At 65.3% G+C, this 26,613-nt stretch carries 28 protein-coding genes; 14 read left to right on the forward strand and 14 right to left on the reverse strand.

Translation table 11 applies throughout. The features are described from left to right. Positions 1–54 precede the first annotated feature (54 nt). The 3 genes from N2604_RS20480 to N2604_RS20490 form a co-directional block, all read right to left on the reverse strand. Positions 55–1,914, reverse strand: a complete 1,860-nt coding sequence (locus N2604_RS20480; RefSeq protein ID WP_260370063.1) for an ABC-F family ATP-binding cassette domain-containing protein — start codon at positions 1,912–1,914, stop codon at positions 55–57. 46 nt (positions 1,915–1,960) lie between these two features. Next, the gene (locus N2604_RS20485; RefSeq protein WP_197966680.1) at positions 1,961–2,134 is read right to left on the reverse strand and encodes a hypothetical protein; all 174 of its coding nucleotides are present in this window, start codon (positions 2,132–2,134) and stop codon (positions 1,961–1,963) included. Between the two features lie 212 nt (positions 2,135–2,346). Next, on the reverse strand, positions 2,347–2,604 hold the full coding sequence (locus tag N2604_RS20490; RefSeq protein ID WP_260370064.1) for a sulfur globule protein precursor: 258 nt from the start codon (positions 2,602–2,604) through the stop codon (positions 2,347–2,349). Positions 2,605–2,917: 313 nt separating this feature from the next. On the opposite strand from N2604_RS20490, the gene ndk reads away from it, so the two are divergent. Both ndk and N2604_RS20500 read left to right on the forward strand, forming a co-directional pair. Then, positions 2,918–3,340, forward strand: a complete 423-nt coding sequence (gene ndk / locus N2604_RS20495; protein ID WP_025035862.1) for a nucleoside-diphosphate kinase — start codon at positions 2,918–2,920, stop codon at positions 3,338–3,340. Positions 3,341–3,381: 41 nt separating this feature from the next. Beyond that, a complete protein-coding gene (locus N2604_RS20500; protein WP_260370065.1) occupies positions 3,382–4,242 on the forward strand; it encodes a TerC family protein in 861 nt (286 codons plus the stop codon). A 4-nt stretch (positions 4,243–4,246) separates the two neighbouring features. Here N2604_RS20500 and N2604_RS20505 read toward each other — a convergent pair whose 3' ends face one another. From N2604_RS20505 to N2604_RS20525, 5 genes are all read right to left on the reverse strand, one after another. After that, positions 4,247–4,558, reverse strand: coding sequence for a DUF3240 family protein (locus N2604_RS20505; protein ID WP_260370066.1), 312 nt, complete (start codon positions 4,556–4,558; stop codon positions 4,247–4,249). Continuing rightward, positions 4,555–7,629, reverse strand: coding sequence for an efflux RND transporter permease subunit (locus N2604_RS20510; RefSeq protein WP_260370067.1), 3,075 nt, complete (start codon positions 7,627–7,629; stop codon positions 4,555–4,557). The genes N2604_RS20505 and N2604_RS20510 overlap by 4 nt, the downstream gene beginning before the upstream one ends. Continuing rightward, positions 7,630–8,664: an efflux RND transporter periplasmic adaptor subunit gene (locus tag N2604_RS20515; protein WP_260376263.1), complete on the reverse strand. Its 1,035-nt coding sequence runs from the start codon at positions 8,662–8,664 to the stop codon at positions 7,630–7,632. A 329-nt stretch (positions 8,665–8,993) separates the two neighbouring features. Next, positions 8,994–9,557: a cytochrome b/b6 domain-containing protein gene (locus N2604_RS20520; protein ID WP_260370068.1), complete on the reverse strand. Its 564-nt coding sequence runs from the start codon at positions 9,555–9,557 to the stop codon at positions 8,994–8,996. Between the two features lie 11 nt (positions 9,558–9,568). Then, positions 9,569–9,844 (reverse strand): PepSY domain-containing protein, encoded by a 276-nt coding sequence (locus N2604_RS20525; protein ID WP_260370069.1) that lies wholly within the window; start codon positions 9,842–9,844, stop codon positions 9,569–9,571. Between N2604_RS20525 and N2604_RS20530 the strand changes: the two genes are divergently transcribed. From N2604_RS20530 to N2604_RS20545, 4 genes are all read left to right on the forward strand, one after another. Then, positions 9,843–10,304, forward strand: a complete 462-nt coding sequence (locus N2604_RS20530; protein ID WP_311740031.1) for a PepSY domain-containing protein — start codon at positions 9,843–9,845, stop codon at positions 10,302–10,304. The two genes, N2604_RS20525 and N2604_RS20530, sit on opposite strands and share 2 nt — an antisense overlap. Beyond that, complete coding sequence (locus tag N2604_RS20535; RefSeq protein WP_260370070.1) at positions 10,304–10,969, forward strand: response regulator transcription factor; 666 nt, start codon at positions 10,304–10,306, stop codon at positions 10,967–10,969. Before N2604_RS20530 ends, N2604_RS20535 begins: the two co-directional genes overlap by 1 nt. Then, positions 10,966–12,342 (forward strand): sensor histidine kinase, encoded by a 1,377-nt coding sequence (locus N2604_RS20540; RefSeq protein ID WP_260370071.1) that lies wholly within the window; start codon positions 10,966–10,968, stop codon positions 12,340–12,342. Before N2604_RS20535 ends, N2604_RS20540 begins: the two co-directional genes overlap by 4 nt. Before the next feature lie 95 nt (positions 12,343–12,437). Beyond that, on the forward strand, positions 12,438–12,911 hold the full coding sequence (locus N2604_RS20545; protein ID WP_260370072.1) for a hypothetical protein: 474 nt from the start codon (positions 12,438–12,440) through the stop codon (positions 12,909–12,911). Between the two features lie 52 nt (positions 12,912–12,963). Here N2604_RS20545 and ppx read toward each other — a convergent pair whose 3' ends face one another. The 4 genes from ppx to N2604_RS20565 all read right to left on the reverse strand — a co-directional run bounded on the left by ppx (position 12,964) and on the right by N2604_RS20565 (position 18,128). Beyond that, a complete protein-coding gene (gene ppx, locus N2604_RS20550; RefSeq protein ID WP_260370073.1) occupies positions 12,964–14,466 on the reverse strand; it encodes an exopolyphosphatase in 1,503 nt (500 codons plus the stop codon). Between the two features lie 15 nt (positions 14,467–14,481). Then, positions 14,482–16,671 carry an RNA degradosome polyphosphate kinase gene (locus tag N2604_RS20555; RefSeq protein ID WP_260376265.1) on the reverse strand — a complete coding sequence of 730 codons (2,190 nt, stop codon included), beginning with the start codon at positions 16,669–16,671 and terminating at the stop codon, positions 14,482–14,484. A gap of 145 nt (positions 16,672–16,816) precedes the next feature. Then, positions 16,817–17,494, reverse strand: coding sequence for a DnaA ATPase domain-containing protein (locus N2604_RS20560; protein ID WP_260370074.1), 678 nt, complete (start codon positions 17,492–17,494; stop codon positions 16,817–16,819). 91 nt (positions 17,495–17,585) lie between these two features. After that, on the reverse strand, positions 17,586–18,128 hold the full coding sequence (locus N2604_RS20565; protein WP_025035876.1) for a CDP-alcohol phosphatidyltransferase family protein: 543 nt from the start codon (positions 18,126–18,128) through the stop codon (positions 17,586–17,588). A 155-nt stretch (positions 18,129–18,283) separates the two neighbouring features. On the opposite strand from N2604_RS20565, the gene purM reads away from it, so the two are divergent. Continuing rightward, positions 18,284–19,357: a phosphoribosylformylglycinamidine cyclo-ligase gene (gene purM / locus N2604_RS20570; RefSeq protein WP_260370075.1), complete on the forward strand. Its 1,074-nt coding sequence runs from the start codon at positions 18,284–18,286 to the stop codon at positions 19,355–19,357. After that, entirely contained in the window at positions 19,357–20,010 is a 654-nt protein-coding gene (purN, locus tag N2604_RS20575) for a phosphoribosylglycinamide formyltransferase (RefSeq protein ID WP_260370076.1), read from the forward strand. Before purM ends, purN begins: the two co-directional genes overlap by 1 nt. An 87-nt stretch (positions 20,011–20,097) precedes the next feature. On the opposite strand, the gene N2604_RS20580 is transcribed toward purN, so the two are convergent. Then, on the reverse strand, positions 20,098–20,304 hold the full coding sequence (locus N2604_RS20580) for a cold-shock protein (protein WP_122403548.1): 207 nt from the start codon (positions 20,302–20,304) through the stop codon (positions 20,098–20,100). Positions 20,305–20,683: 379 nt separating this feature from the next. On the opposite strand from N2604_RS20580, the gene N2604_RS20585 reads away from it, so the two are divergent. Beyond that, entirely contained in the window at positions 20,684–21,847 is a 1,164-nt protein-coding gene (locus N2604_RS20585) for an autotransporter outer membrane beta-barrel domain-containing protein (RefSeq protein ID WP_260370077.1), read from the forward strand. Between the two features lie 4 nt (positions 21,848–21,851). Here the strand turns inward: N2604_RS20585 and N2604_RS20590 are convergent, their stop codons facing one another. Then, positions 21,852–22,892 carry a LysR family transcriptional regulator gene (locus tag N2604_RS20590; protein ID WP_260370078.1) on the reverse strand — a complete coding sequence of 347 codons (1,041 nt, stop codon included), beginning with the start codon at positions 22,890–22,892 and terminating at the stop codon, positions 21,852–21,854. A 71-nt stretch (positions 22,893–22,963) separates the two neighbouring features. Here N2604_RS20590 and N2604_RS20595 point away from each other — a divergent pair, with 71 nt between their 5' ends. The 5 genes from N2604_RS20595 to N2604_RS20615 all read left to right on the forward strand — a co-directional run bounded on the left by N2604_RS20595 (position 22,964) and on the right by N2604_RS20615 (position 26,557). Next, positions 22,964–23,581: a hypothetical protein gene (locus N2604_RS20595; RefSeq protein WP_260370079.1), complete on the forward strand. Its 618-nt coding sequence runs from the start codon at positions 22,964–22,966 to the stop codon at positions 23,579–23,581. Next, positions 23,568–24,188 carry a GNAT family N-acetyltransferase gene (locus N2604_RS20600; protein WP_260370080.1) on the forward strand — a complete coding sequence of 207 codons (621 nt, stop codon included), beginning with the start codon at positions 23,568–23,570 and terminating at the stop codon, positions 24,186–24,188. Before N2604_RS20595 ends, N2604_RS20600 begins: the two co-directional genes overlap by 14 nt. A 25-nt stretch (positions 24,189–24,213) precedes the next feature. After that, entirely contained in the window at positions 24,214–24,777 is a 564-nt protein-coding gene (locus N2604_RS20605) for a cysteine hydrolase (RefSeq protein WP_260370081.1), read from the forward strand. 30 nt (positions 24,778–24,807) lie between these two features. After that, entirely contained in the window at positions 24,808–24,978 is a 171-nt protein-coding gene (locus N2604_RS20610; protein WP_260370082.1) for a hypothetical protein, read from the forward strand. A 196-nt stretch (positions 24,979–25,174) separates the two neighbouring features. Then, a complete protein-coding gene (locus N2604_RS20615) occupies positions 25,175–26,557 on the forward strand; it encodes an aspartate aminotransferase family protein (RefSeq protein ID WP_260370083.1) in 1,383 nt (460 codons plus the stop codon). The last annotated feature ends 56 nt before the right edge of the window (positions 26,558–26,613 follow it).

Below are 26,613 nucleotides of genomic sequence, written 5' to 3' on the forward strand. Positions count from 1 at the left end.
TGTGCATGGGGTTGTTTTGCACGTTTTGGCTGGCGCGGCCTCACGCCGGAGGCGCTAGCTGGCGGCCTCATCGAATTGCGCGCTCGCCTCGAGCCATTCCTCCTCCGCGCGCGCCAGCGCGTCGGCGGCATTGGCGCGCGCCTTCGACAGCTGCGCCGCCTGCTTGGGATCGCGCGTGAAAATGTCGGGCAGGGCCAGGGCCGTGTCGATCTTGGCGATGATGTCGCTGACGCGCGAGATCTCGGCCTCGGCTTCGGCGATGCGCTTCTTCAGCGAGCCGCGATTGTCCGCTCTCGGGCGCTGCGGCTTCTCACTCGCGGCGCTGCGCTCGCGCGGGGCTTCCGCGTTGCGCGTCGACAGCACCAGGCGGCGATACTCGTCGAGATCGCCGTCGTAATTGGTGACGGTGCGATCGGCGACGATCCAGAGCCGCTCGGCGCAGGCCTCGATCAGATAGCGGTCGTGCGAGACCATGATCACTGCGCCGGGAAACTCGTTGATCGCTTCCGCAAGCGCGCCACGGCTGTCGATGTCGAGATGGTTGGTCGGCTCGTCCAGGATGATCATGTTGGGGCCGAAGAAGGTCGCAAGGCCCAGGAGCAGCCGCGCCTTCTCGCCGCCTGACAATTTGCCGGCCTTGGTGTCGGCCGCCTTGCCGGAGAAGCCGATCGCGCCGGCGCGGGCGCGCACCTTGGCTTCGGGCGCATCGCCCATCAGCTTGCGGACGTGGTCGTAGGCCGAGGCGTCCTCGTTGAGCTCGTCGAGCTGATGCTGCGCGAAATAGGCGATCGACAGCTTGTCGGCGCGCGTCACCTTGCCCGAGAACGGCGCCAGCCGTCCGGCGAGCAGCTTCACCAGCGTCGACTTGCCGTTGCCGTTGGCACCCAGCAGCGCGATGCGGTCGTCATTGTCGATGCGCAAGGTGACGCGGCCCAGCACCGGGCTCGCCGGGTCGTAGCCGACCGAGGCGTTGTCGACGGCGATGATCGGCGGCGACAAGATCTTCTCCGGCGCCGGGAAGCTGATCTCGCGCACGTCCTCGGTGACCAGCGCCGTGATCGGCTTCAGCCGCTCCAGCATTTTCACGCGCGACTGTGCCTGCCGGGCTTTCGATGCCTTGGCCTTGAAGCGGTCGACGAAGGCTTGCAGGCGGGCGCGCTCGGCCTCCTGGCGCTTGACCGCCTTGGCATCGAGCAGCTCGCGCGCGGCGCGCTGCTCCTCGAACGAAGAATAAGAGCCCTTGTAGAGCGTGAGCTTGCCGCGCTCCAAATGCAGGATCTGGTCGACCGAGCTTTCCAGGAGGTCGCGGTCGTGGCTGATCACGATCACCGTGCGGGGATAATGCGCGAGGTGATCCTCCAGCCACAGCGTGCCTTCGAGATCGAGATAATTGGTGGGCTCGTCGAGCAGCAGAAGGTCAGGGGCCGCGAACAGGGTTGCAGCGAGCGCGACGCGCATGCGCCAGCCGCCGGAGAATTCGGCGCAGGGGCGCAGCTGATCGGCGGCGGAGAAGCCGAGGCCGGAGAGAATCGCGGCCGCGCGGCTCGGCGCCGAGTGGGCATCGATGTCGACGAGCCGGGTCTGGATCTCGGCGATACGGTGCGGATCGGTCGCGTGCTCGGCCTCCGTGAGCAGCGCGTCGCGTTCGAGGTCGGCCTTGAGCACGACCGAGATCAAGCTGTCGGGGCCGTTCGGCGCTTCCTGCGCGAGGCTGCCGATGCGCCAGCGCGGCGGCAGGGTCACCGAGCCGTGCTCGGCCGCAAGCTCGCCGCGGATCACCTTGAACAGCGTCGACTTGCCGGTGCCGTTGCGTCCGACCAGGCCGACGCGCGATCCGGGCGTGATCTGCACGGAACTCTGGTCGATCAAAAGGCGTCCGGCGAGGCGGATGGAGAGGTCGTTGATGGCGAGCATGCGGCCTTGTCACCGCAAGGCGCGTCGAACGCAACTCGTTTTTCCGTCAGTGCGTCTCGCGCTCGCGCCGCTGCAGCTCGTTCAGGAGCTGCTCGAGATGGGTCGGCAGGCGCGGCTCGGGCCGGAGGCTCTGCTGCAGCCGTTCGCCCACGGCATCGCAAATCGAGCGGCTGGTGCGCCGGTCGATCTGTTCGCTGTCATCGGCAAAAAGCCCAGCCATCGCAATGTTCCGTGTTCTCGAAGTAAAGACACGGTACCAAGTCATTGCCGGCCAAATGGTTTCGCTGGCTGTGGGGAATGCCGGACATTCTCGTAAAAATTGTATGAGCTGCGCCTTGTACGCTCAAGGCAAAGCCCCGGCGAGGGGGCGCCGGGGCTTCTCTTGGAAGGTACCTGGGGGGCTTAGGTACCCTTCGAAAGGTGCTGACGGGTTCAGTAGCAGCGGTTGATCAGCCGCCAGCGGGGTCCCCAGGGGGTCGGGACCAGCCGGCGCACATAGCAGCCGCCATAACCGTAGGAGACGGGACCGCCGACATAGAAACGGGGGCCACCCCAGCCGTAGCCGTGGTGCCAGCCGCCGCCGTGCCAGCCCCAGCCGCCGCCATGCCAGTGAGCGGAGGCCGAGGTCGGAGCCAGCGCGGCACCGAGCGCAACCGCAGCGACAGCGGCAAGCGAAAGTTTCCTCAACATGGTGATCTCCTCAAAACTGCCGGCGCGGGGGGGATCCGCGTCGATGGAAAGGCCGCCGAAACGGTCCGCCTGATGATCAGGCTTCGGTTTCGATGGACCCACCTTACGCCGGCGAAGCTGAACCGAACCCTCACGGCGGTTTCAGATTGGGTTCATCTGGGTGAAATTGTTGTCATCCAAGCCGAAATCGGCCGCCGGTCGCCTGCGGCGAAGCGCCTGTGAGGCCGTTTCGGCGGTCGCTTGCCGTCCGGCAACGGCGCCGATATAAGCCCCGCAACTCGACAACCACCGCTTTCTTCCCAAGGACAACATTATGGCCATCGAACGCACTTTCTCGATCATCAAGCCCGACGCGACCGAGCGTAACCTGACCGGCGCGGTCAACGCCGTGATCGAGAAGGCGGGCCTGCGCATCGTCGCGCAGAAGCGCATCCGCATGACCAAGGAGCAGGCCGAGACCTTCTATGCCGTCCACAAGGCGCGCCCCTTCTTCGGCGAGCTCGTGGCGTTCATGACCTCCGGCCCGGTCGTGGTCCAGGTTCTGGAAGGCGAGGGCGCGATCGCCAAGTACCGCGAGGTGATGGGCGCGACCGATCCGTCCAAGGCGGCCGAGGGCACCGTGCGCAAGCTCTACGCCAAGTCGATCGGCGAAAACTCGGTGCACGGCTCGGATGCCCCGGAGACCGCCGCGATCGAGATCGCGCAGTTCTTCTCGGGCAACGAGATCGTCGGCTGATCCGGCCGGCAGGTTAGAGGCGACAGGCGAAAGGACTCATTGTGGACTGGCTCTGGCAGATCTTCGATCCCGCTACGATCGGGGCGTTCTTCACCCAGTTCCGCAACGAGATGGCTGCGCCGACCTTCTGGATCGCGGTCGGCAAGATCATCTGGATCAACATCCTGCTCTCCGGCGACAATGCGCTGGTGATCGCGCTCGCGTGCCGCGGTCTCTCGCCGCGGCATCGGCTCTGGGGCATGATCTTCGGCGCCGGCGCAGCGGTGACGCTGCGGATCATCTTCACCGGCATCGTCGCCACCCTGATGGAGTTGCCGTATCTCAAGCTGGTCGGCGGCCTTGCGCTGATCGTGATCGCGGCCAAGCTCCTGGTGCCGGAACACGAGGACGAGGACGACGTCGACGCTGCCTCGCATCTGTGGCACGCGATCCAGATCGTCGTGGTCGCCGACATCGTCATGAGTCTCGATAACGTCATTGCGGTCGCCGCCGCTGCCAATGGCAGCGTGCCGCTCCTGATCCTCGGCCTTGCCATCAGCGTGCCGCTGATCGTTGCCGGCGCCGCGCTGATCATGGCGCTGCTCGAAAAGCTGCCGGTGCTGGTCTGGGCCGGTGCGGCGCTGCTCGGCTGGATCGCGGGCGAAGTGATCGCGACCGATCCCGGCGTCGCGCCGCGGCTGCATGCGCTGTTCGAGGGTCCGTTCGGTGCCTCGCTCGACGCCATCCTCGGGGCCCTGCGCATCCCGCCGCAATTCGGCCATGGCGGGGCCGGCGGCGAGTATTTCTGCGCAGCGCTCGGCGTCATCGTCGTGCTGGTGGTCGGCACCATCTGGCGCCGGCGCAGCCTGACCCAGGCCGCGCTGGAGTCCTCGGAGCGCCACGCCAAGGCTTCGGCGGAATAGGCGTTCACTCGATCGTGCCGAATTCCGTCACGGGCATCGTCCAATAGACGAGCCTGGTTCCGGCAAATGCAGCCCGCAGCCGCTCGAGCAAGCTGCCGGCCGCTGTCTGCGTCAAGATCAACTGCACGGCGGTCTGGTCGGCGTGGCCCTTCACGCGTTCGGCGGCCGAGTGTAGTCGCACGTCGGCACCATGACCGGCTCCGTGCGATGCGGTGAATCCCGACACGAGATCGCCCTGTTCAGCGAGATAGTCGAATACCTCGTCGCGGAGCTGATGCGGCACGATCAGCGTGAGACAGAGCGGCTGATCGGTCATTTCGCCACCTTGGACGTTCCGCCATAGCGGCGATACAGGATCGGGAGGAGAATCAGGGTCAGCAGGGTGGAGGACACCAATCCTCCGATAACGACGATGGCGAGCGGCCGCTGCACTTCGGACCCTGGGCCCGACGCGAACAGCAGCGGGATCAAGCCAAGCGCCGTGATGCTCGCGGTCATCAGCACCGGCCGAAGCCTGCGCATGGCACCCTCGACGACGATACGATCCCCGCCGAGGCCATGGGCCCGGAGTTGATTGAAATAGGACACCAGGACGACGCCGTTGAGGACGGCAATGCCGAGCAGCGCGATGAAGCCGACAGAAGCCGGCACCGAGAGGTACTCCCCGGTCAGCACCAGAGCGAAGACGCCCCCGATGAGGGCGAAGGGAATGTTGACCAGCACTAGCAGCGCCTGCCGGATGGCGCCGAACGTGGTGAAGAGCAGCACGAAGATGAGACCGATCGCGACGGGTACGACGATTGACAAGCGTGCGGCAGCGCGTTGCTGATTTTCGAACTGCCCGCCCCATGTCAGCCGGTAGCCGCTTGAGAGCGGAAGTTCGGTTGCAACTTTCTGACGAGCCGATTCGACGAAGCCGACCATGTCGCGGCCGCGAATATTGGCGCGAACGACGCTCATCCGCGCGCCATCCTCGCGGTCGATCTTCACCGGCCCATCCACGCGCTGGATGCGCGCGACCTGCGACAGCGCCACATGCCGTCCGGAGGCGAGCGTCAACGGCAGGCTCGCCAGCAGCGTCGGTGCCGCCCTGGTCGTCTCACTGCCGCGGACGAGAATCGGTGTGCGGCGTCCTTCTTCGAGCGCGGTCCCGATCGTCCGGCCCTCGATCTGGATACGGAGCGAGTTTACGACGGCATCCACGGTGAGGCCGAGGCGGCCGGCCTCCATGCGGTTGACCGCGACCGTGTAGTATTGAGCGCCTTCGTTGAGCGTGGTGTAGACGTCCTCGGCTCCATCGATGCTGGACAGGATGGCCGCCAGCTTCGCCGCAGTTTCGTTCAGCCTGGCGATGTCTGGGCCGAAGATCTTGACTGCGACGTCGCCACGCACGCCGCTGATCATCTCCTGTACGCGCATGTCGATGGGCTGGGTAAAGCTGAGCGATATGCCCGGAAAGCCGCTCAGAACCTCGCGGAGCTTCTGCAGCAGCGCGTCGCGATTGTCGGTCTGCCGCTCGGCGGCCGGCTTGAGCACGAGAAACGTGTCGGTCTGGTTGGGGCCCATCGGATCGAGGCCGAGCTCGTCCGACCCGGTCCGTGCGACGATGCCGGCGATATCAGGGACGGCCAGAAGTGCTTTCTGCAGCCTCGCATTCATGGCAAGCGATTCATCGAGATTGACGGACGGCAACGTCTCCACGCTGACGATGACGTCGCCCTCGTCCATGGTCGGCATGAAGGTCTTGCCGAGCTTGGTATAGGCGAAGCCCGCGGCGACCAGGCCGATCAGAGCCGCGGCCATCACCTTGCGCTCGTTCCTCAAGGCCCAGTCCAATGCGGGCGCGTACAGCCGCTGCGCCGCACGGACCAGAATCGGATCGCGATGCGAGGCCGACTTCAGCACGTAGGAGGTCATGACCGGCACCACTGTGAGCGCCAGCAGCAGTGAACCGGCCAGCGCGAAGATGATGGCCAGCGCGACCGGGATGAATAGCTTCCCCTCCAGCCCCTGCAGCGTCAGCAGTGGCAGGAACACGATGATGATGATGAGGACGCCTGAGGCGACCGGTTCCAGGACTTCGCAAACCGAACGGTACACCAGGTGGATCAGCGGAGCGGCTTTACCCGGTTCGTGCTTGCCGAGATTGCCGACGATGTTCTCGACCACCACGACCAGCGCATCGATCAACATCCCGATCGCGATCGCAAGTCCGCCGAGGCTCATCAGGTTGGCCGACATCCCGGCCAAGCGCATGACGATCAGCGCGATGACGATCGCCAGCGGCAGGGTGAGAGCGATCACCAGCGCGGCCCGCCAGTTGCCGAGGAAGAGCAGCAGGAGAACGACGACGAGGGCGGTGGCCTCGCCGAGCGCTCGCACGACGGTGCCGACGGCGCGGTTGACCAGGCGGCTGCGATCGTAAAACACGTTGATGGAGACGCTCTTCGGCAGCGAGGCTTGCAGCTCGGCGAGCCGGGCGCGCACGTCTCTGACGAGCTGCCCGGCGTTGGCGCCGCGCAAGCCGAGGACGAGCCCCTCGACGGTCTCGCCGCTGCCGTCCGACGTGACTGCGCCATAACGGGTCAGCGTCCCGACTTTGACGCTCGCGACGTCGCTGACCAGGATCGGCACGCCCTCGCGGGTGTCGACGACGATGGCCTTGATGTCTTCGATCGATCGGATACTGCCCTCGATCCGGACCAACGCGCTGTCCTCGCCCTGGTTCACCCGTCCGGCGCCGTCATTGCGGCTGTTGGCCTCGATGGCGCGGCGAAACAGGTCGTAGGAAATACCGCGCGCGGCGAGCGCCTCGTTACGCGGCACGATCTCGAAGGCGCGGACGTAACCGCCGAGCGCATTGACGTCAGCAACACCGGCGACCGTCCGCAGCGCGGGACGGATCACCCAATCGAGCAAGGTCCGGCGCTCGGCGAGCGAAAGCTCGGGACTGTCGATCGTGAACATGAACATCTCGCCCAGGGGGCTCGTGATCGGCGCAAGGCCTCCGCTCACCCCGTCGGGGAAATCACGCGCGACGTTCGATAGCCGCTCCGATACCTGGTTGCGCGCCCAGTAGATGTCGGTGCCGTCCTCGAAATCCACGGTGATGTCGGCCAGCGCATATTTCGTGGTCGATCGAAGGACTTTCTTGTTCGGCAATCCGAGCAGTTCGAGCTCGACGGGGAGCGTGATGCGCTGCTCGACCTCTTCGGGGGTCAGGCCCGGCGCCTTCATGATGATCTTGACTTGAACAGGCGAGACATCGGGAAAAGCGTCGATCGGCAGGCCGGGCAGGAGCACGGCGCCCGCGCCGATCAGCAACAACACGCTCAGCAGCACGAATAGCCGCTGCGAAAGCGCAAACGCGACCAGGTGTCGAAGCATCTATTGCCCCAGGCCCGAAAGAATGCCGCGCAGCGCCGAGATACCGCCGATCGCGATCTCATCCTGATCCGTAATGGGACCGGACACGACCACATGGTCCTGATCTTCGGCAACGAGCTTGACCGGCACGAGCCGGAAGCCGTCAGGGACGCCAACGAATACCGATGTCTGCTCGCCGCGCCGCACCAGTCCATTGTAGGGAATCTCCCAAGCGCTTTCGCCGGCGGACAGAAAGCCGATGCGGGCAGCGGCGGTCTGACCGGGATGCAGTTCGCCGTCGTTCGGGATCTCCGCGCGAACCAGGATGGTCTGGGTGGCGGGGTCGATGGTCTCGGAGACCAGCACGACCTTGCCGGGCGTGGGATAGCCCTCGATCTCGACCCTCGCGCCGGCGCGGATGGCACGAATATTGGCTGCCGGAACCGCGATTTCCGCCCATAGCGGCGAGAGCCGGGCGAGCTTGACGAGCGGCGCGGATTGCTCGAGCCGCTGCCCCGGCGAAACCGCCACCTCGACGGCGGATGCCGTCTGCTGTGCGTTGACCGTGAGCGTCGCGCTGATCGCCGCGTCCTGTGCGAGTCGAGCAATGGCCTCGTCGGACATCCCGCTCAGATGCAGCATCTGACGCCGCTCGGCGACCACGAGCGAGGCCTGGCGCGCCTCGGCTTGGCTGGTCTCCAGCACGCGCTGCGGCACCGCCTTGCCCTCGAACAGATCGATATTCCGCTTCAGCTGCTGACTGGCGAGCAGCTCCTGTGCGATGGCGTGCAGGTAGTCGCGTTGTTGCGAAACGAAACTGGGGCTCTCCAGCGTCACGAGCGGCTGGCCGGCCGAGACGCGATCCCCGCGTCCAACGAGGAGAGTGGCGACCATGCCGGCCACCGGCGCGCTGACGACCCACAATTGCTGCGTGGGGATGACGATCTGGACAGGGTAGGGCAGCGTCAGATCGGTTCGAATCGCGACCGGGTGGGTCACTCGCACGCCGAGATTCCGCGCCTGCGCATCGCTCAGCTTCAGCTCGCTTTGGGCCATGGATACGGAAGGCAGCAAGCTCAATGCAATGACGAAGAGTGTACGACCGAGCACGCCTCCAGAAGAGGCGAGAAGGAGAGTTCCGCGACGGACTCGCATGAGGAATGACCCACGCTCACGGGCGAGCGAAGCGCCGCTCGATTGTGGGTTTCGATTACTCCACCGGCGTGTTGGTGGGTTGATTTGCCTCAATCGGGCCAGCCATTGGGGAAGGCTGCTCGTCGTTCGTGGAGCGTTTCGGTTGACCTCGGTTAATTCCTTCCTGTCCTTGGAAGCAAGGCTGTCCTCGCACTCTTCAGAGAGGCGGCAGTCAGGCCAACGAACCTCGCTCACAACGGACGCTTCCTTCCGGTGATCATCGCCTTGATCAGGTTCTCGCGGTGCTCGAAGCTGGCCACCAGGACGCCAAGCACATGAACGACGACAAGGCCGATCATGAGGTTGGCGAACGCCTCATGCACCTCCTCCACCCATTTTGCCCCCCAGAAGCTATCGATCGTCATCATGTAACCGGTTGTGCAGGTGCCTATCAGCATGACGATCAGCGCCACGACCATCGCGCCGCCGGCTGGATTGTGGCCGAGATAGCGTGGCGCCCTGAGCAGCGCGACGTCGCGCATGTAGGCGAGCACTGCGCGCGGCGAGCGCACGAAGTCGTTGAATCGGGCATGGCGAGGCCCTGCGATGCCCCACAAAATCCGCAGCGTCAGCAATCCGACAATCGAGTAGCCGGTGGCGACGTGGACATTTTCTATCTCGTCGCCAGTCGCATAAGCGAGCAGAAACAGCCCGGCCAGCGACCAATGGAACACGCGCACGAAGGGGTCCCAGACCCTCACGGAGGCCGACGGCTTCTCGCCGCCGGCCTCGATCGCGTCGTGAATGGCGCTCATGGTGCAACCCCTTACAGCTGACCGACGATCTCGCCGCTGGTCGGATCGACGAACAACTCGACCCGGTTGCCGGACTTGTCGATCGTGTAGAGTTCGCCACACGCGTTCTTGAGCTTGGCTTTCTGGACCTTGTAGCCTTGGCCTTCGATCTTGGCCTGCAGTTGTTCGAGCGGCAGCCAGCTCGTCTGTGGCGCTGCGGTGCAGGGGCGCCCGAGGCTGCCGGCATGAGCCGTCGCGGCGGCTGCAATCAAGGCGACGGTGGTGGCGATGATAGTGATCTTGCGCATGGTTCTCTCCGGCTTGTGGCGCCCGGCCGCGTTTTGCGGCGAGGCGATGCGCGGACATTGCCAGAAGTGCGCTGACGACCACCTGTTGATCCACGTCAGCGATTTGTCAGGTCGACTAGTGCATTCTTTGTCCATGCAACCCACTCGTCTTTTGGAGCTTCTCGCGTTGCCCTTGCTGGCAGGCGTCCTGCTCGCGCCGGTGCCTGCCGCCGCAGGCGACCACGATAAAGGCGCGCCCGACGCGGTTCGCCGCGCGGTCGAGGCAGGCGAGATCAGGCCACTCGCCGACATTCTCGCGTCGATTAGTGGCAAGCTGCCGGGTCAGGTTGCCGGCGTCGAGATAGAGCGCGAGCGTGGCCGCTGGATTTACGAGTTTCGCATCGTCGACGACAGCGGCCGCCTCTACGAGGCCTACGTCGACGCGCGCAGCGGCGAGATCGAACGCATCAGGGAGAAGTGATGCGCCTGCTGCTTGTGGAGGACGACCGACGGATCGCGGCCGATGTCGCGGCGGCGCTGCGCGCGGCCGGCTATGTGGTCGAGACCGTCCGCAACGGGGAGGAAGCCTGGTTCCGCGGTGACATCGAGGATTACGGCGCCGTCATCCTCGATCTCGGTTTGCCAGGCATGGACGGCCTGGCGGTGCTCAAGCGCTGGCGAGCCAACGGACGGTCCATGCCGGTGCTGATCCTGACGGCGCGCGGCAGCTGGGCCGAGCGCGTTGATGGAATCGACGCGGGCGCCGACGACTACCTGCCCAAGCCGTTCCGCATGGAGGAATTGCTGGCACGGCTGCGCTCGATCGTACGCCGCTCGGCGGGGCATGCCTCCTCACGCATCGTCGCCGGCGACGTCGAACTCGACGAGCGTCAGATGAAGGTGACGCTGCGCGGCGTACCCGTCGCTTTGTCGCCATTGGAATACCGCCTGATCGCCTTTCTCTTGCATCATCGCGGCCGCGTGGTGTCGCAGCAGGAGCTCGATGAAAACGTCTATGGCCACGGCGACGACCACGAGTCGAACGCCCTAGAAGTGCTGGTTGGCCGCGTGCGCAAGAAGCTGGGCGCCGATCTGATCGAGACCAGGCGTGGTTTCGGCTATCTGGTACCGGACACGACGTCGTGAGCTGGGGCTCGCTGCGGCTGAGGCTGGTGGCCGGCGGAGCGGTGGCAATCCTGATTGCGCTGACCATTGCCGGCGCCGGGCTGACGTTGCTGTTCGAACGCCACGTCTCGCGAACCATCGGCGATGAGCTCGACGTCTATCTCAAGCAACTCGTGGCGGGTATCGACACCGATGCGCAGGGCAAGCTGGTGGTGGGACGGCCGCCGGCCGACCCGCGTTTTGCCGATCCGCTTTCGGGCCTGTATTGGCAGGTGTCGGACGACAGCGGCCAGGTGCTGCGTTCACGTTCATTGTGGGACACGGCGTTGGACCTGCCGCAGGATCAGCCGTCGCCTGGCGAATTGCACCGTCACGTCATCCTTGGCCCGGCGAACGCCCGGCTCCTGGTCAGTGAACGTCGCGTGCTGCTCACGATAGGCGACCGCCGCGCGCCGGTGCGCGTCGCGGTGGCGGCCGATCTCGCCCGCGTATCGGCTGCCGCCTCGTACTTCGCCAGGGATCTGGCGCTGGCGCTCGGCGTGCTGGGCCTGGTGCTGGCGGCAGCTACCTCGATCCAGGTCGGACTGGGCCTACGCCCGCTCGACGCACTTCGCCGCGGCGTCGCGGATGTGCGCTCCGGGCGGCGCAAGTATCTCCCCGTCGACGTACCAACCGAGGTGAAGCCTCTGGTGGAGGAGGTCAACAGCCTGATCGACGCCCAGGAGCGAGAGATCGACCGTTCGCGCAGCCGCGCCGCTGACTTGGCGCATGGGCTGAAGACGCCGCTCGCCGCACTCGCGGCCGATGTCGCGCTTTTGCGTCAGCGTGGTGAGCAGGACGTTGCAAAGGCCATCGAAGCCGTCGGCGAGGCAATGAGCCGTCACGTCGACCGCGAACTGGCACGTGCCCGGGCGCGGGGGACGGCACGGCAGCGCGGCGGTATTTCCACGCCGCTCAGACCACTTGTCGAGTCCCTGATGCTGACGCTGGCTCGCACGCCTGCGGCACGGCGGCTCCACTTCAAGACTTGCATAACCGGCGAGCCGAGCGTGCCGCTCGATCGCACAGACCTAGCCGAAGTGCTGGGCAATCTCCTGGAGAACGCCACCCGTCACGCCAAGAGACAGGTACGCATTGGCGCGGATGCCACCGCGAATCCGGCGATCACGATCGAGGACGACGGCCCGGGCATCGCGGCCGCCGAACGCGCCCGCGTGCTCGAACGCGGGGCTAGGCTGGATGAGCGTGGCGAAGGGGCTGGCCTCGGCCTCGCGATCGTTCAGGACGTGCTCAGTGTCTATGGATGGCAGCTTGTTCTGGCCGAGTCCGAACTCGGCGGATTGAAAGCCATCGTCGCGCCAGAGGGCAGCCGCCATCGGATGGCTGCCCGGTGAGTTGATGTGCATCAAGCGCGGCTCGCCTGCGGAGCATATTTTGATGAGCCGAGAGTGATCGCAGGTGCCGATCGCGAGGCTACAGGAGCAAAATCGTGAACTTGAGCAAACTCACTTGCACGCTGCTGAGCGCTGCCATTGTCTTGCTTGCGATTGTGCCGCCAGCATTTTCCCATAGCGGCACGGCGCGAGATCCGTGGAATCCAGCGCACATCGAGATGCTTCCGGCTGAGATTCGTGCCGACGTGCGGAAATGGGACGCTGCCTGCGGAGGCTCGATCGCTGCCGCCCAACGCTTTGCTCTTTATCTGACTGCGGCGGGGACCGAGTTCGTGGCGTTGCATTTCGACGATTTTCGCTGCCGCAGCGCCGCCGCTCTCTGCAATTCCGCGGGCTGCCTGCACCAGGTGTATGTCGCGGCAGGAGGTCGATATCGTCGGGTGCTCGCAGTGCACGCCCATGACGTGCGCCTGTCATCTTCCAACAATCAGGCCTTTGTCGAACTCATGGACGTGAATGGAAGCGGCCGGATATTGCGCTGGAACGGAAGCCGCTTCGTCGCGAAGTGAATCTTGAAAGTAGCCCCCGGCTGCGCAGATCGGCTGGCTTGGCGCTCGCCGTTTACCGCCGCACGATCGATCCCGAGCGGCCGATCAGGCGCGCGAGCTGCTTGAAGCGGCTGCCGACGCGGTCTGCGACGAGATCGCCGAGCCGGTGCTCGAACACCAGCATCAATTTGCGGCTCTGGCTGCGGAAATGCGTGGCGGGCAAGACGCCCGGGCGCGCCGCCGAGATCAGATGCGCGACACGGAACGCAGCGCCCAGGAGGCGCGCGCGTTCGAGCTGCGCCGGTGTCAGCAATTCCTGCATGGTGGCCGGCGGCTGGTTCTCCTCGCTGAGGCCGGCATAGCGATAGAACACCGACAGGCCGACGAAGGCGCGTTCGGTGTGGGTGATCGCGCCGAAATTGCCGTTGACGACGAGGCTGAGCGTCTGTTCGCCGCGATGATCGGGATGCACGCGCCAGCCGATGTCGGAGAGCAGGCACGCGGTGTGGCGGAGGCGACGGTCCTCTTCGGTCTCGCGCAGCTTGACGACGCGCACCAGGCGGTCGGTCCAGGCGATCAGCTCGCGGGCATGCTTGGCCGAACGTGACAGCAGCTGGTTCAGCTCCTCGGCCGCGCAGATCAGCCCGTCCTTGGTGCGTTCGGTCTCCGGCAGCTTCTCGTGCAGCAGGCCCTCGCGCACGCCGAAGGTCGAGAACACGATCGTCTTGGGTTTTGCGACGCGGATGATGTGCTCGAGCACCAGCGCCGCATAGGTGAGGAGAGGGCGCCGCGCATCGGCGACGATCTCGATGTCGGCGAGCATGTTGGCGGCGGCGAGGCGCCGCAGGCGGCGTGAGAAGTCGAGCGCTTCAGCGGCCGGGATGGAATAGCCGTGCATCACCTGGAGCGGATAGCCGCTCTGGATGATGTGGATGCGCGCGAGCGCGCGCCAGGTGCCGCCTACGGCGTAGAAGGTGCGGCCGCGGCCCGCGGTCAGCTGCGGCACCTCGTCGATCTCCTCGCGCACGATGCGATCGGCGCGCTTGAGCGATTTGTGCGCGAGGTCCTGCAGCGCAAGGCCGCCGAGCGGCAGCGTCACGCCGCTGCGCACCGCGTTCCTGCGCACGTCGATCAGCTCGAGCGAGCCGCCGCCGAGGTCGCCGACGATGCCGTCGGGGAGGTGGATGCCGGAGATCACGCCGAGCGCCGAGAGCCGCGCCTCGCGCGGGCCCGACAGGATCTCGATCTTCACCGCGCAGATCCGCTCAGCCTTGGCGATGAAATCGGGACCGTTAGAGGCGTCGCGGCACGCCGCAGTCGCGATCGCGAACACGCGTCCGACCTGCATCACACGGCACAACGCGCGAAACCGTTTCAGCGAGGTCAGCGCCTTGTCGACGGCGTCGGGCGCAAGCAGGCCCGTGCTCTGCACCTCGCGCCCGAGGCCGCACAGCGTCTTCTCGTTGAAGATCGGGATGAGGCTGCGCGCCAGCGCCTCGTAGACGACGAGACGGACCGAGTTGGAGCCTATGTCGATAACCGCGACGCTCGAGCCGCGCTTGCGCGGCCGCTTCACGTCGCAAATCCCCGATCAGGATTGATGACGTTCGTTCCGGCGCGTGAGACGACGCGGCGAGGATTCCTTGAGCGACTTTCCACGGCCAGACAGACTCGGATTCGTCATGAAGTAGTTGTGGACGTTGAAAGGCTCCTCGCCCTTCGCGGTCTTCATACGCGTTGAAGACCCGTCCGGCAACAACTGCCAGCTCTGCTCATTGTCCTTCAGGTTCGCGACCATGATCTGTTCGAGAACCTGCTGATGCACCGTCGGATTTTGCAGCGGACACAGCACCTCGACGCGGCGGTCGAGGTTGCGCGGCATCATGTCGGCGGAGGAGATATACACAGCCGCTTTCGCGCTCGGCAGGCCCTGGCCCATGCCGAAGCAATAGATTCGGCCATGTTCCAGGAAGCGGCCGATGATCGACTTGACGCGGATGTTCTCCGACAGGCCGGGGATGCCGGGCCTGAGGCAGCAGATACCGCGCACCACGAGCTCGACCTGGACGCCGGCCTGGGAGGCCTCGTAGAGCGCGTCGATGATATCGGGGTCGACGAGCGCATTCATCTTCATCCAGACCGCGCCGGGCCGGCCATGCCGCGCATGCGCGGTCTCGCCCTGGATGTGCTCGATGATGCGTTTGCGCAAGGTCAGCGGCGACACCGCCATCTTTTCCAGATCGCTCGGTGCGGCATAGCCGGTGATGAAATTGAACACGCGTGCGGCGTCGCGGCCGATCGTCGGGTCCGAGGTGAAGTAGGACAGGTCGGTGTAGATGCGCGCGGTAACCGGGTGATAGTTGCCGGTGCCGGTATGGACGTAGGTCGTCAGGCTGCCCCCCTCGCGGCGCACCACCATCGAGAGCTTTGCGTGCGTCTTCAGTTCAAGGAAGCCGTAGACGACTTGCACGCCGGCGCGTTCGAGATCGCGCGCCCAGCGGATGTTGGCTTCTTCGTCGAACCGCGCTTTCAGCTCGATCAGCGCGGTGACGGACTTGCCGGCTTCGGCCGCTTCGGCGAGCGTGCGCACGATCGGCGAATTGTTGGAGGTGCGGTAGAGCGTCTGCTTGATCGCGACGACATCGGGGTCGCGCGCGGCCTGCTGCAGGAACTGCACGACGACGTCGAACGACTCGTAGGGATGATGGACGATCAGGTCCTTCTGCCGGATCGCGGCGAAGATGTCGCCGCCATGCTCGCGCACGCGTTCGGGGTGGCGCGGCACGTAAGGGGTGAATTCGAGATCGGGCCGGTCGAGGCGGGTGAGCTGCGAGAGCTCGTTCATCGCCTGCACGCCGTCGACCAGGAACACCTCGTCGTCGGCAGCCGAGAGCGCGTGCTGCACGAAGCTGCGCAGCTCCTCCGGCATCTTGGCGTCGATCTCGAGCCGGATCACCGATCCGCGGCGGCGGCGCTTCAGCGCGGTCTCGAACAGGCGGACGAGGTCTTCGGCCTCTTCCTCGATTTCGAGCTCGGAGTCGCGGATGATCCGGAAGGCGCCCTGGCCGCGCAGATTGTAGCCGGGGAACAGGCGATTGATGAACAGGGCGGTGGCCTGTTCCAGCGAGATCAGGCGCACCGTGCCTTCGGCCGGCAGGCGGATGAAGCGGTCGATCTTGCCGGGCATGCGGATCAGCGCGTTCATCTGCTTGCCGTCGGCGGCGCGCGTGAGCTGCAGCGCGATGGTGAAGCCGAGGCTCGGAATGAACGGGAAGGGGTGGGCCGGATCGATCGCCAGCGGGGTCAGCAGCGGGAACACGTTGTTGAGGAAGTAATCCTCGATCCAGTTCCGCTCCGCCTTGGTGACGTCCTTGCCGTCGACCAGCACGATGCCGACATCGGCCAGCGTGCCGCGCAGGTCGCGCCAGATCGCCTGCTGGTCGGAGGCGAGCTGGGAGACGGTGCGGTTGATCAGAGCGAGCTGCTCCGACGGCGTCAGGCCGTCGGGGCTGCGTTCGGCAATGCCCTCGCGCACCTGGGCCTTGATGCCGGCAACGCGGACCATGAAGAACTCGTCGAGGTTATTGGCCGAAATGGACAGGAATCGCACCCGCTCCAGCACGGGATGGCTGGGGTTGACCGATTCCTCCAGGACGCGGCGGTTGAAATGCAGCCAGGACAGCTCGCGGTTGATGAACCGCTCGGGGCTGGACGCGATTGCCGGAAGGCCCTCGGTTTCCGGGGCTTTCTCTTTGGTATCAACAGCTTGCGCAGAGTCCATCAGAAGTCGGTCCATCCAGTTCACCCCAATTGCGACTTACGCGCAAAATCGGCGGGAGCATGTGTTAGAGCGATGACGTTTCGATGACATTGATGTTCCGCCGACGCGCCGCGTCAAGCGCGCTTCAGGGAGGCCTGCGAGCCGGTCAGGCGTCCCGGAGCAGCTCGGCGGCCAGCGCCCGGGTGACGGGACGGCCGAGCCGCAGCGCTTCGCTGTCGAGCAGCTCGACGGCCCGCCGGGCGGCGGCCGAGGACCGTTCCAGGCGGGTGGCGAGATAGCCGACCACGCTCTCGTCCACATTGAGCTGGCGATCGGCGCAGAACTTGACGATGAGGCCGCGGAACAGCTGGTCGTCGGGCGGCAGCAGCGTGACCACCGGAACGGCCCGCAGGCGCGAGCGCAGGTCGCGAAGCTCGATCTGAAGCGTGGCCGGCGCCTCGCGCCCGGTGAACAGGACGTAGGCGCCGTCCTCGCGGGCCAGATTCATCAGGTGAAACAGGGCGCGCTCGTCAAATTCCTCAGCCTTGAGATCCTCGACCACCAGCGCGCCGGTGGCGAGTGCGCCTGGCACACCGGCCGCGGTCAGCGCATTGGCGGTGGTCGAGCGGGCGCCAGCCTCCTCGGCCCAGATCGCGGCGAGATGGCTTTTGCCGCTTCCCTCCGGGCCCGCCAGCCACATGATCCGGTTCGGCCATTCCGGCCAGCTGTCGATCAGGCCGAGACCGGCCGCATTGGCGGGGCCTTCGAGGAAGTTATCCCGGCTGAGGCTCTCCGCATGCGGAAGTGCAAACGCCAATTGTCGGGGATGAACGCGGCCTGCCACGCTTGCTTTGCTCCATGCCGGCGCGCCGGCCCGTTCGAAGAGAATTCGACTTGATCGAGCGGAGACGGCCTTTACGAGGCCGCTTCCACTTTCATTTGGCCTCGATCGTGCTCATGTGCCGCAGCCACTCGACGAGATAGAGCGACACGGAGGAGAGCGTGAAGACCGTGACGAGACCCATCAGGATGATATCATAAGGCGCGGGCTTGAAGCCGAAGGCAAGCGCCGCCAGCACCAGGGCTGCGAACGCCACTTGTGCGACCGTGTTGAGCTTGGACACTTTCGACGGCTTCATCTCGACCGGCCGGTCGAACAGCCAGGACACGATCACGGCGGCGACGATCATGATGTCGCGCGAGACCACCAGGATCACGATCCAGCGCGGGATCGCGCCCCAGATGCCGAGCGCCATGTAGATCGAGACCAGCAGCGCCTTGTCGGCGAGCGGATCGAGCAGGGCGCCGAGTTCGCTCGTCATGTTGAAACGCTTGGCCAAGAACCCGTCCACGGCATCGCTGATGCCGGCGATCAGGAAGACGGCGAACGCCACCTCCATTTGGCTCGACACGATGGCCCAGACGATGATCGGGACCAGCATGATGCGGCCCAGCGTAATGATGTTCGGAATACTCACGCAGCGCTTCCCGGCACCGGTTCTGACCTCAAATCCGGCCTGTAGCAGGCTGAACCGGTTGATATGTCTACATAGTATAGCGGGGAGCGCCATGCGAGCCATTGCGCGTCCCCGGAATTCGACGTAACCAGCCGCAAACCCACTGGAAATCGGGCATGACCGACCGCAAAAACGGCCTCACTTACGCCGATTCAGGCGTCGATATCGACGCGGGCAACCGCCTGGTCGACCTGATCAAGCCGATGGTGCGCGCCACCGCACGGCCGGGCGCCGACGCCGAGATCGGCGGCTTCGGCGGCCTGTTCGACCTCAAGGCGGCCGGCTTCAAGGACCCGGTCCTGGTTGCCGCGACCGACGGCGTCGGCACCAAGGTCAAGATCGCGATCGAGACCGGGCTGCATGGCGGCATCGGCATCGACCTCGTCGCAATGAGCGTCAACGACCTCGTGGTGCAGGGCGCAGAGCCGCTGTTTTTCCTGGACTATTTCGCCTGCGGCAAGCTCGACCCCGAGGCCACCGCGGCTATCGTCGCCGGCGTTGCGGAGGGATGCCGCGAATCCGGCTGCGCGCTGATCGGCGGGGAGACCGCCGAGATGCCCGGTCTCTACAAGGACGGCGACTACGATCTCGGCGGCTTTGCGGTCGGCGCCGCCGAGCGCGGTACGTTGTTGCCGCGCAAGGACATCGCCGCGGGCGACGCCGTGATCGGTCTCGCCTCGTCGGGCGTGCATTCCAACGGCTTCTCGCTGGTCCGCAAGATCGTCGAGCAGTCGGGCCTCGGTTTCTCGGCGCAGGCGCCGTTCGCGCCGGTGATGACGCTCGGCGGCGCGCTGCTGACGCCGACCAGGCTGTACGTCAAATCCTGCCTGCGCGCGATCCGCGAGACCGGCGCGGTGAAGGGGCTCGCCCACATCACCGGTGGTGGCTTCACCGACAACATCCCGCGCGTCCTGCCGAAGCACCTCGGCGTCGGCATCGACCTTGCACGCCTGCCGGTGCTGCCGGTGTTCAAATGGCTGGCCGCGCAAGCCGGCATCGCCGAGCTCGAGATGCTGCGCACCTTCAATTGCGGCATCGGCATGATCGCGATCGTCGAGCCCGACAAGGTCGACAAGGTGATCGAGGTCTTCACCGACGCCGGCGAAACCGTGGCGCAGCTCGGCACCGTGATTCCGGCCGAGGGCGAGCACCGCGTCGTCTATAACGGCCATCTCGATCTGGCGCTGTGATGAAGCGCCGCGTCGCCATCCTGATTTCCGGGCGCGGCTCCAACATGGCCGCGCTGATCAGGGCAGCCGCTGCCGCGGATTTCCCGGCGGAGATATCGCTCGTCATCTCGAACAAGGCCGGTGCGCCCGGGCTCGAACGCGCCCGGGCGAGCGGCGTGACCACCGAGGTGATCGAGAGCAAGCGGTTCGGCAAGGACCGCGCAGGTTTCGAGAAGGTGCTGCAGGCCGCGCTCGACAAGCACGGCATCGAGCTGATCTGTCTCGGCGGCTTCATGCGCCTGTTCACGGCCGAGTTCACCAAGGCCTGGTATGGGCGGATGCTCAACATCCATCCCTCGCTGCTGCCGTCGTTCCCCGGCCTCGACCCGCACGGCCAGGCCCTGCGCGCCGGCGTCAAGCTGTCCGGCGCGACGGTGCACTTCGTCATCCCCGAGACCGATGCCGGCCCGATCGTGATGCAGGGCGCAGTTCCCGTCGGCGATCACGACACGGCGGACACGCTGTCGGAGCGCATCCTCGAGGTCGAGCACCGCATCTATCCCGAGGCGCTGCGGCTGCTCGCGACCGGCAAGGTCCGCATCGAGGGCGATGTCTGCAAGACGTCGGGAAGCGCGGCGTCGGAGAATTTTTTGGTTGCGCCGGTGGTGCGCTGACGCGTCGTCGCCGATTCGTCCCCTCAAACAAAATCCCCCGGCAGAGCCGGGGGCAACGTCATGATCGCTCGCATGCCGCGAGAGAGATCAGGAAACCTTGAGGTTCTCTGCGGATGTCTTGCCGCGGTTCTCCACGAGGTCGAATTCAACCACCTGGTTCTCGTTGAGGGTGGAAAGTCCCGCACGCTCGACCGCGGAGATGTGGACGAACACGTCCTTGTCGCCGCCGTTCGGCTTGATGAACCCATAGCCCTTGGTCGGGTTGAACCATTTGACGGTGCCCTTTTGCGGCATCGCTCGTCTCCTCCACTAGATATAAAAAAGACGCGGCCGCTTTTTCGCGTGCCACGCCACAAACGGGCTTCCGGAAGTCTGTTCGAGTCTTGAGGCGCAATGTCGCGAAACGCACAGGCCAGCGGCCAATTCCGGTTGTGACCGATATTGCAACATGAAAATCGCCGGCTAGCAAGCCGCGCGCGGATTTCAAGACCATGCCAGGTGCCTTCAAGCGCAATTTGCCACCTGTGGCAGCAGAACCACAATCGGAGCAATAGCCTCGGCCGTCACGTGCCGAACAGTTGACCCCTAGTGGCAGTTCGGCACAAATCGCCGCAAGCGCCGCAGACCGTGTTGCATTTTTGCGCGCCGCCACTTTGCTACGGGATTCATCGTCATGCGCTGCGCCGTGCAGCTCTCCGGGACAAGGCAGACGATCGGGCTCGACCGCGTCCGCCGGATCGCCGCTGCGCTTGCGCTGGCGTTTGCGCTGGTCGTGACGATGGCGGCCGCAACGCCCGGCTTCGCGCAAAGCCCGACGCCCACGCCGACCCCTACGCCGACACCCACGCCGTCGCCGACCCCGATTCCGTCGCCGACCTCGACCAACAACAATCAGTCAGCCGGCAGCAGCATGCTCAATTTCGGCTCGGGCTTCCTGGAGCGGCTCGGCAACCAGGCTTCCGGCGGCGTCAACCGGGCGTTCCGCACCAATCCGGGCGGCGGCGGCGCCTCGGCGAGCACGGAAGATCCGCGCTACCGCACCTGGTTCGAGGGCTACGGCCTCTCGGTCCGCACCGATGCGCAAGGCGACTTCGTCGGCGACAAGCGCAAGACCTTTGGCGGCGTCGCCGGCTTCGGCGCGCGGCTCGCACCCGGCGTCAACATCGGATTCTCCGTCGACCACAGTCACACCGACATCGACGTGCCGCTGGCGCTGCAATCCGCAACCCTCGACCTGACCCAGCTCGGCTTCAGCGGCTCGGTCGACAAGGGTCCGTGGACCTGGGCCTTTGCCGTGGTCCACGGCTTCGGCAAGGTCCATTCCAGCCGCGACACCGGCCTTGGCCTTGCGACCGCGCGTTACCGCGCCGCCGTCGACGGCGCGCTGACCGAGATCAGTTATTACTGGACGACGGACGAGATGCGCATCGTGCCCAAGGGCGCGCTGGAATATGTGCGCGCCACCAGCGCCGCGTTCCAGGAGACTGGCGGGCTCGATCCGCTCAACGTCGGCTCGTCGGCGCTCTCGCGCGCGCGCATCATGATCGGGGCCGAGATCGGCCGCTACTTCATTATCGACCAGAAGATCCTGGACCTCTCGGCCTACGGCAAGTTCGTCGACAATTTCCACCAGGACCTGGGAACCATCCAGGTCAGCCTGGGCGCTCAGAACATCATCGTCCCCGGCATCGGCGAGAGCCGTTACGGCGCGGATGCCGGTGCCTCGGCTTCACTCAGCCTGACCAACGTGGCGCGGCTCTACGTCAATTACGACGGCAAGTTCCGCAACGAGCTCATCTCGCATCAGGGCACGCTCGGCTTCGAATACAAATGGTGAGCGTTTAGGTCGGCGTCGTCGCGACATATCCCGCCAGGCCAAAGCCCTCGCGCGCCGCCGTCATCATCGGCACCAGCGCGTTCGGATGGATGAACTCGTCGCGGAAGCAGGGATAGGTCCGGGCATCGAAGATCTTCTTCAGCCAGTCGACCACGATCTTGTGCCGCTCGGAGGTGCGGAACTCCTTGTGATAGGTGAGCCAGAGATCGGCGTGGTGGCTGACGCCGAGATCGACCGCAACGAGCGGCGCACCGAGCGCGATCGACACCGTCGGCAGGAAGCCGATGCCGGCGCCGCGCTCCACCGCGTAGAGCACGCCCACCGACGAATTGGTCTTGATCCCGACGATGCCCTCGAGCGACTTCAGCCCGAGCACGCGGGCATAGGCGCCGTCGTCGACCTGCGGCGCGCTCTGCTTGATGATGCGGTGGTTGTTCAATTCGGCGAGGGTAGCCGGCACGCCGTAGAGGCCTTCATACTCCTTGGAGACGAAAGGGTAGATGTGGAGGCGGCCGAGCTTGGCGACGATCAGATCCGGATTGGTCGGCGGCTCGAGCTGGATCGCGATATCGGATTCGAGCCGCGCGACGTCGGCCTGCTCCATCGCGCAGCGCAAATCGACGGTGATCTTGCGGTAGGTCTTCTGGAAGTCGATCAGCCGCGGCAGGATCCAGAAATTGCCGGGGCCTTCCGTCACGGCGACGCGCACGGTGCCCGAGGTGTCGTTCGACGTCCGGGCGGCGCGGCGGAAGACGTTGAAGGCGTGACGCTCCATATGCGTGACGTCGGCGATCATCGCTGTGCCTTCATCGCTGAGCGTGAGCCCACTCTGGTCGCGCAGGAACAGCTTGCAGCCGATGCTCTCCTCGAGCCGGTCGATGCGGCGCATCAGCGTGGTGGAGGTGAGGCCGAGCTCTTCGGCGGCATTCCGAAAACTTTTATATTTTGCGCACGCTAAAAACAGCTTCAAATCATCCCAGGACGCGCCCAGGGCTTCTTCACGGTGCTGCATCATCGCAGCACCCCGGTGCAATAACTGCTGCATACTCCTGATCCCCAACCGCTAAGCTCATCGTCATAGCGGGGCATGAAAGCCTCGAACGATAGAGGCGTGATATGAGTATGGAAAGGGGCTCGTTTGCCGCAAGACACGATTTCGATGCCCTGCCGCTGAGCCCGGACATCGACGTCCGCTGTGCGCAATTTTCCGAAATTGGGGCGCTCTCGGAGATGGCGCTCCGGCTGGTGCCGGGCGTGCAGATCGGGACGGCGGAGCTTGCGAAATATTACACCTTCGATCCTCAGAGCATCCTGGCATTCAGCCGGAAAGGCAAGCTCGTCGGCGGCATGGCCTTCCTGTTCCTCAATGACCGCGGACACGATGCGCTGCTGCTCGACGAGATTTGCCTCACCGCGCCCGAGACGCGTTATCTCGCATCGGCGAACGAAGACGTCGCAGCCATCTACATCTGGGCGATCGCCGCGACGGGCCGCGGCATCGCCGGTCTCGGCAAGGCCGCGGCTCATCTGCGGCAGATAAGGTTTCGCGGCGCGGATTGCTATGCGCAGCCGTCAACGGTGGCCGGACGCGACATCATGAAGGCGACGGGCTTTGCGCCCGTCCCGAGCTTCCAACCCGACCTTTGGTGCTACGAGCGTCCCTGGCATCGGCGGCCGATGCGCATGCCGGGGGCGATCATCCAATCAAGGAGCTTTGCAGATGCATGGTACTAGGATTCCTGTCGCCAAGCCCTGTTCCCGCGCCATCACGATCCGCCTCGCGCGCGACCCAAGCGATCTCATGCTGGTGACTGCCATCCGCTCGGCAGTCTATCTCGCCGAGCAGGATTGTCCGTTCGAGGAGGAGTTCGATGGCAACGACATGGTCGCTGCGCATTTCATCGGCTTCGTCGGCAACGAGCCTGCGGGCTGCCTGCGGGTGCGCTTCTTCGGCGATTTCGCCAAGGTGGAGCGGCTTGCGGTGCGTCACCAATATCGGCGCTCGCGCGTCTCGTTCAAGCTGGTGCAGGCCAGTGTCGACTATGTGAAGCGCAAGGGCTTTCGCAAGATCTACGGCCAAGCGCAGGACCGGCTGGTCGATTTCTGGGCTCATTTCGGCGCCAAGCCGCTCGGTCACAACCGCAAGATCACCTTCTCCGATTTCTCCTATACGGAGATGCTCCTGGAGGTCGAGCCGGGTCCGGACGCCATCACGCTGGACAGCGATCCCTATGTGATCATTCGTCCCGAGGGCGATTGGGACCGGCCTGGCGTGCTCGATGCCTCGGCCGGCCGGGCGGTGACCTCACCGCTGCGGGACCTCGCTCTCGCTGACCGCTGAAATAGGTGCAGCCGCGCGCAACACGATGCTGGTTTCCATGCACGATGATCCGCCGATCCTGGTCTGTGCGGATCTTCAGGTCGAGTACCTCACCACCGGCCGTCGTCACGTCATCCTCGACGGTGACGCGACGACGGCGCGCTGCCTGGAACTCCTGACGCTGTGGCGCAGCAATCTTTGGCCGGTGATGCATCTGAAGCGCATCGCGCAGGCGGCCTGGTTCAATCCGTCATCCAGGCTGACCGATTGGATCGCAGAGACCAAGCCACGGCCGGGCGAGATGACGTTCGAGCACCCGCTGCCGTCCGCCTACAGCTCGTCGCGGTTTGTCGGCCACATGTCCTCAATCGGCGCCATGCGCTGCATTCTGGTCGGCTTTTCCCTGGACGAGACCATCCTGGCTACCGCCGTCGAGGGGTTTCACCGCAGTCATCGCTACCATGTGATCACCGACGCCGTGGCTTGCCGGCAGCCGGGCACGGACGATGCCGCCGCCTACCGGCATGCGGTAGTGAATGTCATCGCGAATTTTGCTACAATCGAGTCCAGCGCCGAACTGATCAGAAACAGCGGCGCCGTCGCGGTGTAGGCGGCCGCGGCCGATGGATGGGGTTGAGAATTGTCGTCGGGAGACGAGCTCAAGGAGCTGGCGAGCAATCTGTCGCGTGCCGCCGAGACGGCGCGCAGGCTTGGGCTGCCCACGACGGTCTACTTGCTCTCGATGGCGCTGGTGGAGGTGAGGGAAGCCGTTTCCGCCACCGACGAGGGGGACGACGACGGCGCGCCGTGAGAGCTGCCCAGTCGGCTTCTGCGATCCGCGGTGCGTCATGTGCGGCTTTGTGCATCCCTGCTGAGCGCTTGCCGCCGACGAATTGGCGTTGCAAGTTTTGCGTCGTGGCAATAGCCAAGTACTCAAGACAAGTACTTGCCATCGAGTAATGACGCCGGCTGAGCCGGCGGCGTGACGCTTTCAAGGATCTTCGCAAATGTCCATGCTGCCCAATTCGCAAGAGGCCCGGGATGTGGCCTATCAGCTCCATCCCTACACCAACGCGCGCGCGCATCAGCAGGCCGGTCCTCTGGTGATCGAGCGCGGCGAGGGGCCTTACGTCTTCGACGCGACGGGCAAGCGCTATTTCGAAGCGATGGCGGGCCTGTGGAGCGTCGGGCTCGGCTTCAACGAGAAGCGGCTGGTCGAGGCGGCGTACAAGCAGATGCAGGCGCTGCCGTTCTACCACACCTTCTCCGCCAAATCGCACGGTCCCTCGATCGACCTCGCCGAGAAGCTGGTCGCGCTCGCACCTGTTACCATGAGCAAGGTGTTCTTCACCAATTCCGGCTCGGAAGCCAACGACACCGTGTTGAAGCTGATCGCCTATCGCTCCAACGCGCTCGGCCAGCCGCAGCGCAAGAAGGTGATCAGCCGACTGCGTGCCTATCACGGCGTCACCATCGCGTCGGCCAGCCTCACGGGCCTGCCGAACAACCACCGCTCGTTCGACCTGCCGCTGCCGAACATCCTGCATACGGGCTCGCCGCACTTCTACAAGGACGGTGCTCCCGGCGAGAGCGAGGAAGCCTTCGCCACGCGGCGGGCCGAGGAGCTCGACGCCCTGATCCAGAAGGAAGGGCCGGATACGATCGCAGCCTTCTTCGGTGAGCCGGTGATGGGGGCGGGCGGCGTCGTCGTGCCGCCGGCGACCTACTGGGACAAGATCCAGAAGGTGCTGAAGAAGTACGACATCCTCTTAGTCGCCGACGAGGTGATCTGCGGTTTCGGCCGCACCGGCAAGATGTTCGGCTGCGAGACCTACGGCATCAAGCCCGATGCGATGGTGGTCTCCAAGCAGATCACCTCGAGCTATTTCCCGCTGTCGGCGATCATCCTGAACGACCGGATGTTCGAGCCGATCGCGGACGAGAGCAACAAGATCGGCGTGCTCGGCCACGGCTTCACCGCGGGCGGCCATCCGGTCGGCTCGGCGATTGCGCTGGAGAACCTCAAGATCATCGAGGAGCGTGGCCTGGTCGCGCACGCGGCCGAGCTCGGCGCCTACATGCAGGGCCGCTTACGTGAGCTTGCGAGCCACCCGCTGGTCGGCGAGGTTCGCGGCGTCGGCATGATCGCAGCGCTCGAGCTCGTGCTCGACAAGAGCCGCAAGACGGCGGCCGCGACGCCCGGCGCCGTCGGCGGCATCGCCAGCCGCATGCTCCAGGAGCGCGGCGTGATCTCGCGCAACATGCTCGATGCCATCGCAATCTGCCCGCCGCTGATCACGACCAAGGCTCAGATCGACGAGCTGGTCACCGCGATTTCAGGCGTGCTGAACGACATGAAGAGCGAAGTGGCGAAGCTGACGCCGGCGTAAGGCACGCTGTCGCGTCGATTTCCCGTCATTGCGAGCGAAGCGAAGCAATCCAGAAT

Origin of the sequence: Bradyrhizobium sp. CB1015, from assembly GCF_025200925.1 — a bacterium.
Classification (GTDB): Bacteria; Pseudomonadota; Alphaproteobacteria; order Rhizobiales; family Xanthobacteraceae; genus Bradyrhizobium.